The following is a 16,560-nucleotide window of genomic DNA, read 5'->3' on the forward strand; positions in this document are numbered from 1 at the left end:
CTCTTGTTCGAGCGAATAGTATGTCTGTCCCCATACGTAAACCTTTATCCCGAAAGTTTAACAATAGTTGTTTGAATCTGGCAGGTCTCCTGACTTGCATCGTATCGAGTACCTTCCCGTTCCAGAATTCTTGGGAACAGTGGTTTTGTAGATTTCGATACGTACCGAATGCATCGGCGTAGCTTACAGTTGCGGGAACAGTTCCGGATTTACACCGGATTCCCTTTTAATCAATAGTCGGCATAAAGCAAACCATTGAACCAAAATTCAGGACGAAGGTAGCCCTAATTTCTTTATTCGCGCCTTTTCTTTCCCATTTTAATCGCCAACCATATAAACCCGACAATAAAATGAAGGATGATAATACCGGCAATGATGTAGATAAGGGTGTTTGAAGATCCTCGCATGACTGGAAATTTCACCAAAGCTACAAACTACGGTAGCAATAGAAAGTGACTTTTGTTACCTTGCAGCGATATTGCAACTGAAAAATCAATGACACATTGAAGTACGTTAGGGTAATTTACATTTTGGTTCTGCTAGGGTTTTGGAGTTGTAAGGAAACGCCCAAAACAGCTGATAAAACAACGGATTACACAGTAGTTCCCATTGAATATGCTAGGGGTTTTTCCATTGAAAAATCAGATACTGGGATTACCATACTTAAAATTACCTCACCTTGGCCCAATGCTGAAAAGGCTTTTACCTATGCCCTTGTCTCCAAGGAAAAATTGCCCACCATTACTTTGGATACGGATGCGTATGATGCTATCATCGGCACTCCGGTTGAAAGCATCGTCGTCACCTCCACGACGCATATTCCCGCACTGGAATCTTTGGGCGTTTTGGATAAACTCATCGGCTTTCCGGATACGGATTACATATCCTCAAAACGTGCCAGAATGCTAATCGAGACCGGGAAAATCAAGGAATTGGGTAGCAACGAATCCTTGAATTCCGAAATGGTGTTGGCACTCAGACCCGAGTTGGTCGTAGGTTTTAGTATAAATGCAGAAAATAGTACATACAGTATCCTTGAACAGTCCCATATTCCCGTCGTTTACAACGGCGATTGGACCGAGGAAAGTCCGATGGGAAAAGCGGAATGGATCAAGTTCTTTGCGCCTTTTTTTGAGAAGGAAATGGAGGCCGACCGGATTTTTAAAGAAATTGCGAAAGAATATACCGATGCCGTAGCAATTGCTAAAAAGGCCAATACCGCGCCCACCGTTTTAAGCGGTGCCATGTACAAGGATGTCTGGTATTTACCGGGTGGGGAAAGTTGGGCCGCCCAATTTTTAAGGGACGCCAATGCAAACTATCTTTGGGCCGATACTCCAGAAACTGGCAGTCTTTCCCTGAGTTGGGAACATGTTTTGGAAAAAGGACAAAATTCCGATTTCTGGATCGCGCCTGCCCAATTCACCAGTTATATGCAAATGAAGAATGCCAGTACACATTACACCCAGTTCGACGCTTTTCAAAAAAAGAAAATATATACTTTTTCCAAAACCAAGGGTGCCACGGGCGGAGTCCTTTATTATGAGCTGGCACCCCAAAGACCGGACCTTGTACTAAAAGACCTTATCCATATTTTACATCCTGAGGTTTTACCAGAATACGAACCGTTTTTCTTTACCCCCCTGGAATAAGTTGAGTCCGTCAAAAACATATAGGTTTCACTTCTTATTATTGGTTTGCATACTTTTCGTGTGCTTTGTGGTCAACATCAGTTTAGGCTCCGTAGCTATTTCCTTTTCAGACACTCTAAAAACCCTTTTTGGTTTAAAAATTGATAATCAATCCTGGGAATATATCATTTGGAACTATAGGGTACCTAAGGCTTTTACGGCTGTTTTAGCCGGAGCCGGACTCGCCTTGAGTGGATTGCTCATGCAAACCTTGTTTAGAAATCCGTTAGCAGGCCCTTTTGTCTTGGGTATAAGCTCAGGGGCCAGTTTGGGTGCCGCCATCCTCATAATGGGAATTACTATATTTTCTGGGGTGCTCTCCGCCACGTTTATAAATGATGCTTCCTTGGCCATAGCCTCCAGTTTGGGCAGTTTTTTGGTGCTTTTCTTGGTCATTGGAGTAGCGACCCGTGTAAAGGATACCATGGCTTTATTGATTATTGGATTGATGTTTGGCAGTATTACCACAGCGGTTGTAAGCGTGCTTTCTTACTTTACGGATTCGGAAAAACTACAACAGTATGTTTTTTGGACTTTTGGGAGTGTGGGTGGCCTTTCATGGCCGCAATTGGGTATTTTAAGTGCGATGATCCTTGTGGGAATCCTATTGAGCATAGGAAGCATTAAATCCTTGAACGGATATTTATTGGGGGAAAATTATGCCCAAAGTCTAGGTGTGAACCTTAGAACATCCCGCTATTTGATTATCATAGCAACCGGAATATTGGCAGGAAGTATTACGGCATTCGCAGGTCCCATTGCCTTCATCGGTCTGGCCGTGCCCCATTTGACCCGGCAAATTTTTGACACTACGGACCATAAAATATTGGTTCCAGCGGTACTGATCTACGGTAGTTGCATTTTATTACTTTGTGACATAATCGCGCAGTTGCCCGGTCAGGCAGCCGTGTTGCCCATAAATGCCATAACCAGCATCATAGGTGCGCCGGTAGTCATTTGGCTTTTAGTACGAAAAAGAAAGATGATTTTTTAAGTAAGGAAGGATATCAAAAAGACAAAGGAAACAAACAGCGTTTTAGAAGTCAGGGATGTATCGGTGGGGTATCCCAATAAATTGGTATGCAAAAATATTAGCTTTTCGGTCGGTATTGGTAAATGCACGGCCATTGTTGGGGTAAATGGTATTGGGAAGTCGACCTTATTGAGAACCCTAGGAAAATTGCAACCACTCTTGGGAGGGAGCATTTGTATCGATGGCACTTCCATTGGGGAGATGAAGCCCCATCAATTCGCAAAAAGAACCAGTGTCGTCCTAACGGAACCGGTGGCCTCCAAAAACCTGACCGTACAGGAATTGGTCGCCTTGGGTAGGCAACCCTACACAAATTGGCTCGGTAATTTGACCCCTTACGATAGGAAAAAAGTGGGTGAGGCCTTGGATGTTTTGGAACTGAACGATCTGGGGGATAAAAAATGTTTTGAATTGAGCGACGGACAATTACAGCGTGTCCTTATAGCCAGGGCCTTGGCCCAGGACACCGATATTATCTTGCTGGACGAACCCACCACGCATTTGGACCTATTTCATAAGGTCAAAATTCTAAAACTGCTGAAATCTATTGCACATCATACCAATAAAACGCTTGTGTTTACGACACATGAAATTGAGATGGCCATACAGCTTTGTGATACGATGTTGATTTTGGACGGAAACGAAAATCGGTTTGACCAACCTAGCAAACTAATTGAAAATAAGGCGTTTGAACGATTGTTTCCTACAGAAACCGTTCAATTTGATGCAGCTACGGGCACTTTTCGAATTCAGAAGTAACCTGTATCTTTACTCGAGTATTCAATAACGATGAACGAGACATTACTTTATATCATCATAGCAATCCTTTCCTTGGGAATTGGCTTTTTTTTGGGGCACTATATCCAAAATTTAAAGACCAAGTCCAGCCATAGTAAACTGGAAGAAGAAAACAGGCAATTGGAGCTTGCAAGGACCCAAATCGAAAATAAGAACCTGACCCTAGAGAACGAGCGTGAGGAACTCCGGTCAGAAAAAGAGCGGTTGGGCAATCAGATTGTGCGCTACCAGGCAGATTTGGAAAACCTCCAATTGAAGAATCAGGAGCAGAAAGAGGAAGTCGAAAAACTTCAGGAGAAATTCACCAAGGAGTTCGAGAATTTGGCCAATAAAATCTTGGAGGAGAAAAGCCTAAAGTTCACGGAGCGCAACGAAAAGAATATCCGGAACATTCTTCTTCCGCTAAACGAAAAAATACAACTGTTCGAAAAAAAGGTGGAGGAAAGTCAGAAGGAAAATATCAGTATCCATTCGGCTTTAAAAGAGCAATTACTGAACCTGCAGACCCAAAACCTGAAAATCACCCAAGAAGCGGAAAACCTTACCAAAGCCCTTAAAGGGGACAGTAAAATGCAGGGGAACTGGGGCGAATTGGTATTGGAGCGCGTACTGGAGAAATCCGGTTTGGAAAAGGACCGGGAATACAGTGTACAGCAGAGTTTTACACGCGAAGACGGATCCAGGGTAATGCCCGATGTTATCATCAACCTCCCGGATGGTAAAAAAATGATCGTGGATTCCAAGGTATCCCTGACCGATTATGAGCGTTATATCAATGCCGAGGAGGAATTTCAGGAAAAATTTCTGAAGGATCATATCAATTCGCTCCGTAGGCATGTGGACCAGTTGTCCGCCAAGAAATATGAGGATCTCTATGAAATGGAGAGTCCGGATTTCGTCCTTATGTTCGTGCCCATTGAACCGGCCTTCGCCATTGCCATAAACAACGACAACACTTTGTACAACAAGGCTTTTGAACAAAATATCGTCATTGTGACACCATCGACCCTGTTGGCAACCCTACGCACCATAGACAGCATGTGGAACAACGAAAAGCAACAAAGAAATGCGATAGAGATTGCCAAACAGGCAGGCGCCTTATATGATAAATTCGAGGGATTTGTGTCCGATCTTACGAAAGTGGGCAAAAAGATGGACGAGGCAAAAACGGAATACAAGGGCGCCATGAACAAATTGTTCGAGGGTCGCGGTAATATCATTACGAGTATTGAGAAATTGAAAAAAATGGGCGCCAAGGCCAAAAAATCACTTCCTGAACCCATTCTCAAAAGGGCCAAAGAAGATGATTTTGAGGAAGAACAGGAACCTAGGTTAAATCTATAATTATATGAAGCGAATATTATTCCTCTTTCTTGGCGGTTGTGCGGTGCTGCTTGCCTTGATCTATGCCTTTATCTACTTCGTTCCCTACAGTGAGGGCGTGCGCTCTGGGGAACTTATAAAAATCAGTAATAAGGGTGTTTTGGTAAAAACTTGGGAGGGTGAAATAAGCCAAGGGATTTCCGGGGCGCAGATTTTTGCTTTTTCCGTATTGGATAAGGACAAGGAGGTCATTGAAAAACTGAAGGAATACCAAGGTCAGTACGTAAAAGTCAACTACACGGAGCGCTATGCTACCTTCTTTTGGTTGGGCGATACCAAATACTTTATAACCCAGGTCGAACAGGAGCAATCCCCACATTTTAGAAACTAATGCAAGAATTTAAAACTGTAAAGAATTCCCAAGTTTCGATTACGGAGCTCATGCTGCCATCCCACTCCAATTTTGGCGGAAAAGTACATGGTGGCCACATACTGAACTTAATGGATCAAATTGCCTTTGCCTGCGCGTCCAAACATTCACAACGCTATTGCGTGACGGCTTCGGTAAATCGGGTGGATTTTTTGAATCCTATAGAGGTTGGGGAATTGGTTACTCTTAGGGCATCTATCAATTATACGGGGAGAACCTCAATGGTGGTGGGCGTTCGGGTAGATTCCGAAAATATCACCACGGGAAAGAAACGGCATTGCAATTCCTCCTATTTTACCATGGTGGCCAAGGATGAAAATGGGAATAGTGTTCCCGTACCTGGTTTGATCGTGACGGACAAGCAAGGTGTCCGACGATTCGCCCGAAGCAAATACCGCAAACTGGAGGCCAAGGAACGGGATACCAAGTTTGAATCCTATAATTTCAAGGCCGACCAATATTTGGCGGAACTACAAAACGAAAACTGCAAATTGGAACTAGGTTCCTAAGTAATTTCCGAAGCTGCAGCCTGGTCTAAAAACCATACCAATTCATTGGAACTTGGGTTTACCAAGGATGCTGGATATGCTTCGTATCCCGATTCCCGTTGGGTAATTATCCTCACTTTTTCAGATTTTCCAGCCCCGGTTACCAAAAAAGCCACTGTTTTTGCGTGGTTGATGATTTTTCCGGTAATGGTTACCCTACGCTGCCCGGAATCAGGATGAATCGCGACTTCACAATTCATATCGGAATCCCATAATTGGATTTCATGGGGAAAAATGGAGGCCGTATGTCCGTCATCACCCATACCCAAAATGACCAAATCAAATTGAGGTATGCCGTCAACATGAGGAAGTTTCGCATCGAGTAATTTCGAATAGCGTAGTGCTTCTTCCTTAGGATCATCCTCGCCCTTGATGCGGTGGATATTTGCTTCCGGTAGTTCTATTTTGGACAATAAATACTCAAACGTCATCTTATAATTACTTTCAGCATCCGTTGGAGGTACACAACGCTCATCGCCCCAATAGAAGTGAACCTTTGCCCAATCGATTTTATCCTTAAAGGAAGAAACCAAGACATCGAACACTATTTTGGGCGTACTTCCTCCGGATAAGGCGATATGGACTACATCCCGTCCTTCCATAAAATTGGCCAAGAATTTCGAGAATTCAAGGGCTACTTTCGTTTTATCGGTATATATTTTTATATCCATAGTCTACAATATTAGCAAAGAACGCAATAGTTCTCATCATCCGTAAGATGTGCCCCTGGGTTTCTCCAATAACCATTCCCCTCTATCAAATCATCCGAATTTCTTGGACCCCAAGTACCGGATGGATAGCCATACATCCGCACGTCCTTTCCATTTTGCCAATAGTCCAAAATGGGATCAACGAATTCCCATGCGGCCTCCACCTCGTCCGCTCTGGCATACAGGGTAGCATCACCTTGCATGGCATCCAAAAGCAGACGCTCATACGCTTCCATAACATGTGTCTCCCTTAAACTGGAATAATAAAAATCCAAGTTGGCACGCTCTACCTTAAAGCCCTGTCCCGGTACCTTGACACCAAATTTTATTAGGATACCTTCATCAGGTTGTATTCTGATTATCAGCTTATTGTCCTTGTTATGGATACCTGATTCTTTGAATATCTGATGGTGCGGCGTCTTAAAATGTATGACCACTTCGGTTACTTTTGTGGGCATACGTTTGGCCGTCCGCACGTAAAATGGAACGTCCTTCCAGCGCCAATTGTCCACATAAAATTTAATGGCGGCAAAAGTCTCCGTCGTGGAATCCGGGTCAACGTCCTCTTCCTCCCTGTAGCCCTTTACCATTTTTCCTTGAATATCTGATGCCATATATTGGGCACGGATGGTATTATCATGCAAAGTCTTTTCATCGCGCATAGTCCTTAGGGATTTCAATGCCTTTACCTTTTCGTCCCTAATTTCCTCGGGCTTATCCCCTATGGGCGGCTCCATGACAATTAGGGATACGATTTGAAGTAAATGGTTTTGGAACATATCCCTAAGTGCCCCCGATTTATCGTAATATCCGCCGCGCTTTTCAACGCCAACACTTTCAGCGTTCGTTATCTCTACATGTTTTATATAGTTCCTGTTCCATAAAGGTTCAAAAATACTATTGGCGAAACGGGTCACTAATAGGTTTTGCACCGTTTCCTTTCCCAAATAATGGTCAATACGATAGATCTGGGATTCCTTAAAATGTTCCTGAAGCCCTTCGTTCAAAGCTTTGGCGGTCTCCAGACTATAGCCAAAAGGCTTCTCAACGATCAAACGTTTCCATCCATTGTTTTGAGTGCTGAGGCCGGCACTTGCAAGATTTTTCGCAATGGTCTCATAGAGTCTGGGAGGTGTGGAAAGGTAATACATAATGTTTCCCTTGGTGCCCTTTTCATCCTTTAGTGCTACCACTCGTTTCTTCAAAGGCTCATAATCCACATCATAGGACGCACCAAGGTCATGATAAAAAAACATTTCCGCGAACCTCTTGATTTTGGCTTCGTCAGAATTTTTCAGGGTTCCCTTTAAATAGTTACTTTCCAGTACGACTTGGTTTCGAAAATCCGTATCAGTCATATCACTTCTGCTCGTTCCCAACACAACAAAATGCTCGGGCAATTGGCCTTCAACGTACAGGCTGTACAATGCAGGCACCAACTTTCTTGCGGTCAGGTCCCCCGAAGCCCCAAAAATGACCAACATTTGATTTTCCGTATTCCTATTCATCAAGTATATATTTGAAGCCTAAAAGTATCGAAAACCATTGCCAATACCAATGGGATGAAGGTTGTAAAGGAAGAATTATAGAATATTTGGCTTACTTTTGAAATAAAGGAGTTATCTGGAAATAACATTTTATGGATATGAAGTATGATTTTGGCATGGTGGGGCTTGGTGTAATGGGCCGTAATTTTATTTTGAACGTATCGGACAATGGATTTACGGCTTATGGCAATGATTTGGACCCGGAGAAGGTAAATGCACTCATTGAGGAAGGTGGGGATACAAGCAAAGTAAATGCATCAACGGATAGCAAAACCTTCTTGGAAGCACTTTCTACCCCAAGAAAAATTATGCTGCTGGTGCCTGCTGGCAAAATCGTAGATATGGTCATTGAATCCCTTCTGCCCAATTTGGATGAGGGCGATTTGATCATTGATGGAGGAAACTCCTTTTACACCGATACAGATCGACGGGAAGCATACCTAGCCAAAAAAGGCATCAATTTTTTTGGTGCCGGCGTTTCTGGTGGCGCCAAGGGAGCCCGTAAAGGTCCAAGCATCATGCCAGGTGGAAACAGGGAAGCCTATCAGCATGTAAAACCGATTTTTGAGGCAGTTGCGGCAAAATATCAAGGGGAACCTTGCGTAGCGTATTTGGGACCCAAATCGGCCGGGAACTATGTGAAAATGGTGCATAATGGTATAGAATATGGCCTGATGCAGTTAACTTCGGAAATCTATGATATACTAAAAAAGGGAGCTGATTACAACAATGATGAACTTCACAAAACCTTTGATGCTTGGAACAAAGGTCGATTGCAGTCCTTTTTAGTGGAGATTACCTCAGAAATCTTTGAGCAGGAGGACGATTTGGCCGAAGGACGTTTGGTCGATCAAATCCTGGACAAGGCGAAGCAAAAAGGAACGGGCAAATGGACCAGCCAGAACGCAATGGATTTGGGTATACCCGTTCCATCCATAGATATTGCTGTAAGTATGCGCGAAATTTCGGCACTAAAGGACGAGCGTATCGAGGCCGATAAGCTTTACGACCGACCCAAGGTGGAAAAAATGGACAAGTCCACCATGGAAAAAATGGCGGAAGAATCCCTGTACTTTTCCTTTATTATCACCTATGCCCAGGGATTACATCAATTGGCGGATGCATCCAAAGAGTACGGTTACGATTTGAATATTGCAGAAATTGCCAAAATATGGCGTGCTGGATGTATCATTAGGGCCGGACTTTTGGCGGATATTTCGGAAGCTTTTGAAGCCAACCCCTCGTTGCCAAATCTGTTGATGTCTCCAACTTTCGTCGAAAAGGTACAGGGCACGGTAGATTCTACTAGGGAACTGGTCGCCTACGGGGCCAAAAATGGGATTCCATTACCCGGACTTTCCAATTCCCTAACTTATTTTGATGCCTACACATCTAGTAGACTGCCCTTGAACCTGATACAGGCACAGCGGGATTATTTTGGTTCACATACCTATGAGCGATTGGACAGGGAGGGTATTTATCATACGGAATGGGAAAAGGAGTAATGCGCATTGTTGTATATGCCCTATAGTATCTATGTAGTAGAACTTCATAAAAAGGTTTTTACGGAACATAGAAAGTTTCGGGAAGCAAACCCTCAGTTCAATGGGGTCCTGGAATGTCTGTATGTAGGAATGACCAGTAAAACACCCAAGGAGCGCTTTGAACAACATAAAAATGGTGTTTTAAGTAAAAAGGGCGTAAATATTTCTTCCAATATCGTAAAAAAATATGGCCTATATCTACGTGGGAGCCTTTATAACCACATAAAACCTATAGCGACAAAGGAAGAGGCACTAAAAATGGAACGTATGCTGGCCTTGCAATTGCGACGGAAAAGGTATGCGGTTTGGTTCAATTGAATTGGCCAACTTTCAATGACATGTTTGGCTGATTTTCACATTCATTGGTAAGCCGTTTTCCCGTCCTATTCGAAAAAGCTTTTTTAATTTGGCTTCTATTTGTTGATATATAGACTCCAAGCCAATCCGTACATAAGAACTACATTTTACGTATTTTTCGTAAAAAATCACCAAATGTTCAAGTCAGCTCGTATCACCGCACTTTTTATTCTAGTTTTTTTCCTAATTCCAAAGAAGCAATTCGGTCAAAAACTGCAAAAGGACCAAATTAAGGAACTGGCCCATCAATATACTATAGCTTCCTTTCCAATGTTAAAAGAGCTTTTGAGTATTCCCAATGATGCCTTTTTCAAGGAAGACATAGAAAAAAACGTACAATGGTGTGAGAAAGCTTTCGGTAATAGAGGGTTTTCAACACAAAGATTGGAGACCACAACTGTTCCCTTATTACTTGCCGAAAGGAAACATAAAAATGCCAAAAAAACCGTTCTTATCTACTTACAGGTTGACGGACAACCTGTGGATTCCACAAAATGGTTCCAACAGAGTCCATATATTCCAACACTAAAAAAATTGAACAATTCAGGAGATTGGGAGCCCATTTCTTGGGAATCTATTAAGGATTATCAGGATGATTGGCGTGTGTTTGCGCGTTCTGCAAGTGATGCAAAAGGCCCTGTATCCATGTTCTTAACGGCACTGGATGCTACCAGTGAAAATGAAATTACCCCCAACTACAATATTAAGGTCATTATGGATTTTGAGGAAGAGCTCGGTTCCCCGCAGCTTCCAGATGCTGTAATCCGGAACAAAGACCTACTTTCTGCGGATATGCTAATTGTTTTCGATGGCCCAAGACATATCACCAATAGACCTACTTTGACATTTGGGGCCAGGGGAATTGCCACCCTGCAACTAACCACATACGGTCCGGTTGTCCCCCAGCATAGTGGGCATTTTGGAAATTATGCGCCGAATCCGGCAATACGACTTTCCAGATTGCTGGCATCCATGAAAGATGAGGAAGGACGAGTAACAATCGATGGGTTTTATGAGGGTATCCATATCGATGATGCAACGGAAAAGATATTAAGGGCCGTACCCGAAAACGAAGAACAAATTATGGAAAGGCTTCAAATAGCGGAGACGGATAAAGTGGGAACCTATTATCAGAAGGCTATTCAGTATCCATCATTGAATATTAGAGGGATGCAATCTGGATGGGTCTATGAGAAAGTTAGAACAATTGTTCCGGATCGCGCGGTAGCGGAATTGGATGTAAGACTGGTATTGGAGTCGGACCCAGAACGATTGATTACATTGATCAAAGATCATATTAAATCCCAAGGATATGTGGTCATTGATCGGGAACCGACCAAGGAAGAACGGTTGGAACATCCAAAAATCGCTACCCTAACCCATGAAATTTCATACCAATCCTTTCGAACCGATTTTGATTCCGAAGTAGGCCTATGGCTTACGCGTGCACTTGAAAATGCCTTTGGAGAAACACCCATACGAATACGTATGAGCGGGGGATCCATTCCTATCTCGCCCTTCGTCAACACTTTGGGCATTCCTGCAGTTACAGTCCCTACCGTAAACAGGGACAACAATCAGCACAGCCCTAATGAAAACCTAAGATTGGGAAATTACCGGGAGGGAATACAAACGATGATAGCCATCCTAAATGAAAGGTTATAAATGGACTTCAGATAGTATCAGGCATACTTCCTATTAAAAACAAACCTTTGGGTAGTCAGAATTCTAAATACCAAGGAGGCTATAAAGTATCATTTTTTATTTATAAAATATTTTAATGTTTATTATATTAAATATAAATAAAAATTTATGATTTAGTTTTAAGATCTTTGTTGGAAACAAAATCGACAAAGATGAGAAACAGTCCAGCAGTAGCGCCCGAGAAAAAAATACAACAAAGCCAAACGACCAAAATAGTCATCGCAGAAGGTGATGGAATTGGCCCGGAAATCATGAAGGCCGTTTTGAGAATTTTAAAGGCTGCGAAAGCAAACATAGAAACGGAATCCATCGAAATTGGCGAACAAGTCTATCTGTCCGGCAACAGTGCTGGAATAGACGAAAAGGCATGGGAAGCCATTTCCAAAAATAGTGTCATACTCAAAGCGCCCATTACCACGCCTCAGGGCAAAGGCTATAAAAGTTTGAACGTTACGTTGCGAAAGTCATTAGGACTTTTTGCCAATGTTAGGCCCGTGAGTGCACTACATCCCTATGTAAAGACTCATTTTCCAAATATGGACATTGTGGTTATTCGAGAAAACGAAGAGGACCTTTATGCAGGCATAGAACACAAACAAACGGATGATGTTGTGCAGTGCCTAAAACTGATTACTAGGCCAGGCTGTGAGAAAATCGTACGGTATGCCTTTGAATATGCGAAAGCATACAACAGAAAAAAGGTGACCTGTATGGTCAAGGACAATATCATGAAACTCACCGACGGACTGTTTCATACCGTTTTTAAGGAAATTGCCGCGGAATATCCTGAAATTGAAAGCAATTCCCAAATTATCGATATAGGATCTGCAAAATTAGCTACCGTACCAGAGGAATACGATGTCATTGTTACCTCCAACCTTTACGGGGATATCATTTCGGATATTGTGGCCGAAACTGCTGGCTCCGTTGGGATGGCGGGTTCTGCAAATATTGGAGGAAAAGTAGCGATGTTCGAAGCGATTCATGGATCTGCCCCCGATATTGCCGGTCTAAAGATTGCCAATCCATCCGGATTATTGAATGCCGCGATTCTGATGTTGGCCCATATCGGGCAGACCGAAGTGGCCGATACAATCAAAAATGCTTGGTTGACCACCTTAGAGGACGGGATTCATACGGCCGACATATTCCAGGGCAACATCAGCAAAAAGAAGGTGGGTACCGAAGCCTTCGCGGATGCCGTCATAGAACGCCTTGGAAAAACTCCCAAAAACCTGCCCGTTAGCACGTTGGCCAAAGGTACGGGCAAAATAGAGATCCCCAATTTCAAAAGAAAAGAAACAACAAAACAACTTGTGGGTGTTGATGTTTTTATCGATTGGAAAGGAGAAGACCCAGAAATGATTGGAGGGGGACTTATGAGGGTCAAATCACACAATCTAAAGCTAAAAATGATTACCAATAGAGGCGTCAAAGTGTTCCCCGAGGGATTGAAAGAAACGTATTGCACGGATCACTGGAGGTGTCGCTTCGTCTCAAATTCCTCTACTATTGAAACCAAGGAACCTCAATATATTGCCGTGGAATATGAACAGGTTATTGCCCTCTTGTCCAAATTGTATCAAAATGGATATGACGTAATAAAAACGGAAAACCTGTATGAATTTGATGGACAACGCGGTTTCTCCTTGGGACAAGGTGAGTAAATGGTTGTACTAAAGAAAAACCCATACCTTTTCGGATATGGGTTTTTGTATTTTGGCTTTTAACGTATTTTATTTGCTCAAATACATCTTCCTTCTCGCATACAAGTTATAGAACTCGTCATCTTTTAAGCTATCAATGAACAGGATGCTTTCGCCGGTACTCTTCATTTCGGGCCCTAAGTTTTTATTCACATTCGGGAACTTGTTGAATGAGAACACAGGTTGCTTGATGGCATACCCTTCCAGATGCGGTTTAAAATCAAAATCCTTTATTTTCTTTTCGCCCAACATCACCTTGGTCGCATAGTTCACATACGGTTCCTTGTAAGCTTTTGCGATAAACGGCACCGTTCTGGAAGCCCGTGGATTCGCCTCAATGATATACACGATATCGTCCTTGATCGCAAATTGTATATTAATAAGACCGACCGTATTTAAGGCCAAAGCAATCTTTTTGGTATGGTCCTTAATCTGTTGCATTACAAACTCCCCAAGGTTAAACGGTGGCAAGGTCGCATTGGAATCGCCCGAGTGAATCCCACAAGGTTCAATATGTTCCATAATACCGATGATGTAAACATCCTTGCCATCACAAATGGCATCTGCCTCCGCTTCAATGGCTCCATCCAGATAATGGTCCAGTAACAGTTTGTTGTTCGGGATTTTCCGAAGCAGGTCCACCACATGGGCTTCCAATTCTTCCTTATTAATGACGATTTTCATGCCTTGTCCACCCAACACGTAGGAAGGGCGTACCAACAAGGGAAAATCCAGTTCATCTGCAAGTGTCAACGCTTCCTCGGCCGTTTCCGCTACCCCAAACCTAGGATATGGAATATCGTTCTTTTTTAAAAGATCTGAAAAGCTTCCCCTGTCCTCGGCCAAATCCAGGGATTCAAAACTCGTGCCTATAATTTTTATACCGTACTTGGAAAGCTTTTCGGCCAGTTTCAATGCTGTCTGGCCACCCAACTGCACAATTACCCCTTCCGGATTTTCATGGCGGATGATATCATAGATATGTTCCCAGAAAACAGGTTCAAAATAGAGTTTATCGGCCGTATCGAAATCGGTGGAAACGGTTTCCGGATTACAATTGATCATAATGGTCTCGTAACCACATTCCGCCGCCGCTAAAACCCCGTGCACACAGCAATAATCGAACTCTATCCCCTGCCCTATCCGGTTGGGACCCGAGCCGAGAACCACAATTTTCTTTCTATCGGTCACTACGCTATCGTTCTCCACGTACCGTGTACCATCCGGCTTTTCGATCTCCTCCTCAAAGGTGGAATAGTAATACGGCGTCATCGCCTTGAACTCGGCCGCACAGGTATCCACCAATTTGTAAACCCTCTTTACGTTCAGTTCGGTACGTTTGTTGTAGACCTCACTTTCGTAGCAATCCAGCATATGGGCAATCTGCCTGTCGGCAAAACCTTTTTGCTTGGCTTCCAATAAAAGTTCTTTGGATAGGGTCGCAATGGTGTATTTTGATATTTCCTTTTCCAGTTGATATAACTCCTCGTACTGCTTCAGGAACCACATATCTATTTTGGTTATATCATGGATCCTACTCAGCGGAATCCCCATCTGAATCGCATCATAGATGACGAATACCCGGTCCCAACTAGGGATGGTGAGCTTGCTAATTATCTGGTCATAATCCTTATATCCTTTTCCATCGGCACCTAGGCCATTTCGCTTAATTTCAAGGGATTGCGTGGCTTTATGTAAAGCCTCTTGGAAAGAACGCCCAATTCCCATTACCTCTCCTACGGATTTCATTTGAAGTCCCAAGGTACGGTCAGACCCCTCGAATTTATCAAAATTCCAACGGGGTATCTTTACGATCACATAATCCAAGGTAGGTTCGAACAAGGCCGATGTGGATTTGGTAATCTGATTCTCCAATTCGTCCAAGCTATAGCCAATGGCCAGTTTTGTGGCGACCTTTGCAATGGGATACCCGGTTGCTTTTGAAGCCAAGGCCGATGATCTCGAAACCCTAGGGTTAATTTCAATGGCAATGATATCCTCCTTTTCATCCGGACTCACGGCAAACTGAACATTACAACCACCCTCAAAATCGCCGATACTGCGCATCATTTTAATCGCCATATCCCGCATTCTTTGGAAGGTCCTATCGGATAAGGTCATAGCGGGTGCTACGGTGATGGAATCACCGGTATGGATTCCCATGGGATCCATATTTTCAATGGTACAGATGATGACCACATTATCGTTCTTGTCCCGCAACAGCTCCAATTCATATTCCTTCCAGCCCATTAGGGCCTTGTCTATCATTACCTCATGTATAGGGGAAATTTCCAATCCGTGGCTCAACAAAGCGTCAAAATCCTCCGGCCTGTAAACGATGGAAGCTCCAGCCCCGCCCAAGGTATAGGAAGCCCTTATAACCAAGGGAAAACCGAATTCCTGAGCGATTTCCTTTCCCTTTAAGAAAGAAGTGGCGGTAGCCTGAGGCGCCATCCCAACACCGATTTTCAACATAAGTTCGCGGAACTTTTCGCGATCCTCCGTAATGTTAATGGCATCGATATCCACCCCAATGAGCTCTACGCCAAAATCTTCCCAGATACCTTTTTTATCGGCCTCTATACAAAGGTTTAGTGCAGTCTGACCTCCCATGGTGGGCAGTACGGCATCGATTTGTGGATGTGCCTTTAAGATTTCAACAATCGATTTTGTGGTCAAGGGTTTCAAGTAGACATGATCCGCCATGGAAGGGTCGGTCATAATAGTGGCCGGGTTACTATTGATCAAAATTGTCTCTATACCGTCCTCCCTTAGGGAACGAAGGGACTGACTTCCCGCATAATCGAACTCACAAGCCTGACCAATAATAATTGGCCCGGAACCAATAATCAAAATTGAATTTAAATCTTTTCTTTTAGGCATTCCAATACTAGTTTCTCGTTATCTAAATTTTCAAAATTAGGTCAAAAAAAAGGTGCTGAACTTAAAGAAGCAGCACCTTTTTTTAAAAGTTATCTACAAATCATTACTTTTTGTGTCGTGGCTCAGAGGATACGGTTAGTTTTTTTCTACCTTTTGCCCTTCTTCTGGCAAGAACCTTTCTTCCATTGACCGACGCCATACGCTCACGGAATCCGTGCTTATTTTTTCTCTTTCTCTTAGATGGTTGAAATGTTCTCTTACTCATCGCCTATATTTTTAATCGCTG

The 16,560-nt window shown here is 43.2% G+C and carries 14 protein-coding genes and 1 riboswitch; of the genes, 10 read left to right on the plus strand and 4 right to left on the minus strand.

Going from position 1 to position 16,560, the window contains the following annotated elements; translation table 11 throughout:
* Positions 1–62 precede the first annotated feature (62 nt).
* Positions 63–280: riboswitch (cobalamin riboswitch) on the minus strand.
* 223 nt (positions 281–503) lie between these two features.
* The 6 genes from FEK29_RS13410 (at position 504) to FEK29_RS13435 (ending at position 5,784) form a co-directional block, all read left to right on the plus strand.
* Positions 504–1,652, plus strand: a complete 1,149-nt coding sequence (locus FEK29_RS13410; protein WP_138258952.1) for an ABC transporter substrate-binding protein — start codon at positions 504–506, stop codon at positions 1,650–1,652.
* Between the two features lies 1 nt (position 1,653).
* Entirely contained in the window at positions 1,654–2,685 is a 1,032-nt protein-coding gene (locus FEK29_RS13415) for a FecCD family ABC transporter permease (protein ID WP_138258953.1), read from the plus strand.
* 81 nt (positions 2,686–2,766) lie between these two features.
* Positions 2,767–3,483, plus strand: a complete 717-nt coding sequence (locus FEK29_RS13420) for an ABC transporter ATP-binding protein (protein ID WP_240042754.1) — start codon at positions 2,767–2,769, stop codon at positions 3,481–3,483.
* A gap of 30 nt (positions 3,484–3,513) precedes the next feature.
* Positions 3,514–4,866: a DNA recombination protein RmuC gene (rmuC, locus tag FEK29_RS13425; RefSeq protein ID WP_138258955.1), complete on the plus strand. Its 1,353-nt coding sequence runs from the start codon at positions 3,514–3,516 to the stop codon at positions 4,864–4,866.
* A gap of 4 nt (positions 4,867–4,870) precedes the next feature.
* On the plus strand, positions 4,871–5,236 hold the full coding sequence (locus tag FEK29_RS13430; RefSeq protein ID WP_138258956.1) for a 6-phosphogluconate dehydrogenase: 366 nt from the start codon (positions 4,871–4,873) through the stop codon (positions 5,234–5,236).
* Entirely contained in the window at positions 5,236–5,784 is a 549-nt protein-coding gene (locus FEK29_RS13435) for an acyl-CoA thioesterase (protein ID WP_138258957.1), read from the plus strand. Before FEK29_RS13430 ends, FEK29_RS13435 begins: the two co-directional genes overlap by 1 nt.
* Here the strand turns inward: FEK29_RS13435 and pgl are convergent.
* The gene (gene pgl / locus FEK29_RS13440) at positions 5,781–6,494 is read right to left on the minus strand and encodes a 6-phosphogluconolactonase (RefSeq protein ID WP_138258958.1); all 714 of its coding nucleotides are present in this window, start codon (positions 6,492–6,494) and stop codon (positions 5,781–5,783) included. The two genes, FEK29_RS13435 and pgl, sit on opposite strands and share 4 nt — an antisense overlap.
* An 11-nt stretch (positions 6,495–6,505) precedes the next feature.
* Positions 6,506–8,041 (minus strand): glucose-6-phosphate dehydrogenase, encoded by a 1,536-nt coding sequence (gene zwf, locus FEK29_RS13445; protein WP_138258959.1) that lies wholly within the window; start codon positions 8,039–8,041, stop codon positions 6,506–6,508.
* Positions 8,042–8,172: 131 nt separating this feature from the next.
* Here zwf and gndA point away from each other — a divergent pair, with 131 nt between their 5' ends.
* The 4 genes from gndA (at position 8,173) to FEK29_RS13465 (ending at position 13,352) form a co-directional block, all read left to right on the plus strand.
* Entirely contained in the window at positions 8,173–9,585 is a 1,413-nt protein-coding gene (gndA, locus tag FEK29_RS13450) for an NADP-dependent phosphogluconate dehydrogenase (protein WP_138258960.1), read from the plus strand.
* 15 nt (positions 9,586–9,600) lie between these two features.
* A complete protein-coding gene (locus tag FEK29_RS13455; RefSeq protein WP_138258961.1) occupies positions 9,601–9,942 on the plus strand; it encodes a ribose-5-phosphate isomerase in 342 nt (113 codons plus the stop codon).
* Positions 9,943–10,116: 174 nt separating this feature from the next.
* A complete protein-coding gene (locus FEK29_RS13460) occupies positions 10,117–11,646 on the plus strand; it encodes a M20/M25/M40 family metallo-hydrolase (protein ID WP_138258962.1) in 1,530 nt (509 codons plus the stop codon).
* Between the two features lie 191 nt (positions 11,647–11,837).
* Positions 11,838–13,352 (plus strand): NADP-dependent isocitrate dehydrogenase, encoded by a 1,515-nt coding sequence (locus FEK29_RS13465; protein WP_138258963.1) that lies wholly within the window; start codon positions 11,838–11,840, stop codon positions 13,350–13,352.
* A gap of 69 nt (positions 13,353–13,421) precedes the next feature.
* Here the strand turns inward: FEK29_RS13465 and carB are convergent, their stop codons facing one another.
* Both carB and rpmH read right to left on the minus strand, forming a co-directional pair.
* Complete coding sequence (gene carB / locus FEK29_RS13470; protein WP_138258964.1) at positions 13,422–16,274, minus strand: carbamoyl-phosphate synthase large subunit; 2,853 nt, start codon at positions 16,272–16,274, stop codon at positions 13,422–13,424.
* A gap of 103 nt (positions 16,275–16,377) precedes the next feature.
* On the minus strand, positions 16,378–16,539 hold the full coding sequence (rpmH, locus tag FEK29_RS13475; protein ID WP_084696363.1) for a 50S ribosomal protein L34: 162 nt from the start codon (positions 16,537–16,539) through the stop codon (positions 16,378–16,380).
* Positions 16,540–16,560: the final 21 nt, after the last annotated feature.

It is taken from the genome of Maribacter aurantiacus (assembly GCF_005780245.1).
Lineage (GTDB): Bacteria > Bacteroidota > Bacteroidia > Flavobacteriales > Flavobacteriaceae > Maribacter > Maribacter flavus.

Coding starts and splice junctions, on each gene's coding strand:
- carB (WP_138258964.1), bottom strand. CDS start 16,274: ATGCCTAAAAGAAAAGATTTAAATTCAATTTTGATTATTGGTTCCGGG.
- FEK29_RS13460 (WP_138258962.1), top strand. CDS start 10,117: ATGTTCAAGTCAGCTCGTATCACCGCACTTTTTATTCTAGTTTTTTTC.
- zwf (WP_138258959.1), bottom strand. CDS start 8,041: ATGAATAGGAATACGGAAAATCAAATGTTGGTCATTTTTGGGGCTTCG.
- FEK29_RS13430 (WP_138258956.1), top strand. CDS start 4,871: ATGAAGCGAATATTATTCCTCTTTCTTGGCGGTTGTGCGGTGCTGCTT.
- FEK29_RS13435 (WP_138258957.1), top strand. CDS start 5,236: ATGCAAGAATTTAAAACTGTAAAGAATTCCCAAGTTTCGATTACGGAG.
- FEK29_RS13465 (WP_138258963.1), top strand. CDS start 11,838: ATGAGAAACAGTCCAGCAGTAGCGCCCGAGAAAAAAATACAACAAAGC.
- gndA (WP_138258960.1), top strand. CDS start 8,173: ATGGATATGAAGTATGATTTTGGCATGGTGGGGCTTGGTGTAATGGGC.
- rmuC (WP_138258955.1), top strand. CDS start 3,514: ATGAACGAGACATTACTTTATATCATCATAGCAATCCTTTCCTTGGGA.
- pgl (WP_138258958.1), bottom strand. CDS start 6,494: ATGGATATAAAAATATATACCGATAAAACGAAAGTAGCCCTTGAATTC.
- FEK29_RS13455 (WP_138258961.1), top strand. CDS start 9,601: ATGCCCTATAGTATCTATGTAGTAGAACTTCATAAAAAGGTTTTTACG.
- rpmH (WP_084696363.1), bottom strand. CDS start 16,539: ATGAGTAAGAGAACATTTCAACCATCTAAGAGAAAGAGAAAAAATAAG.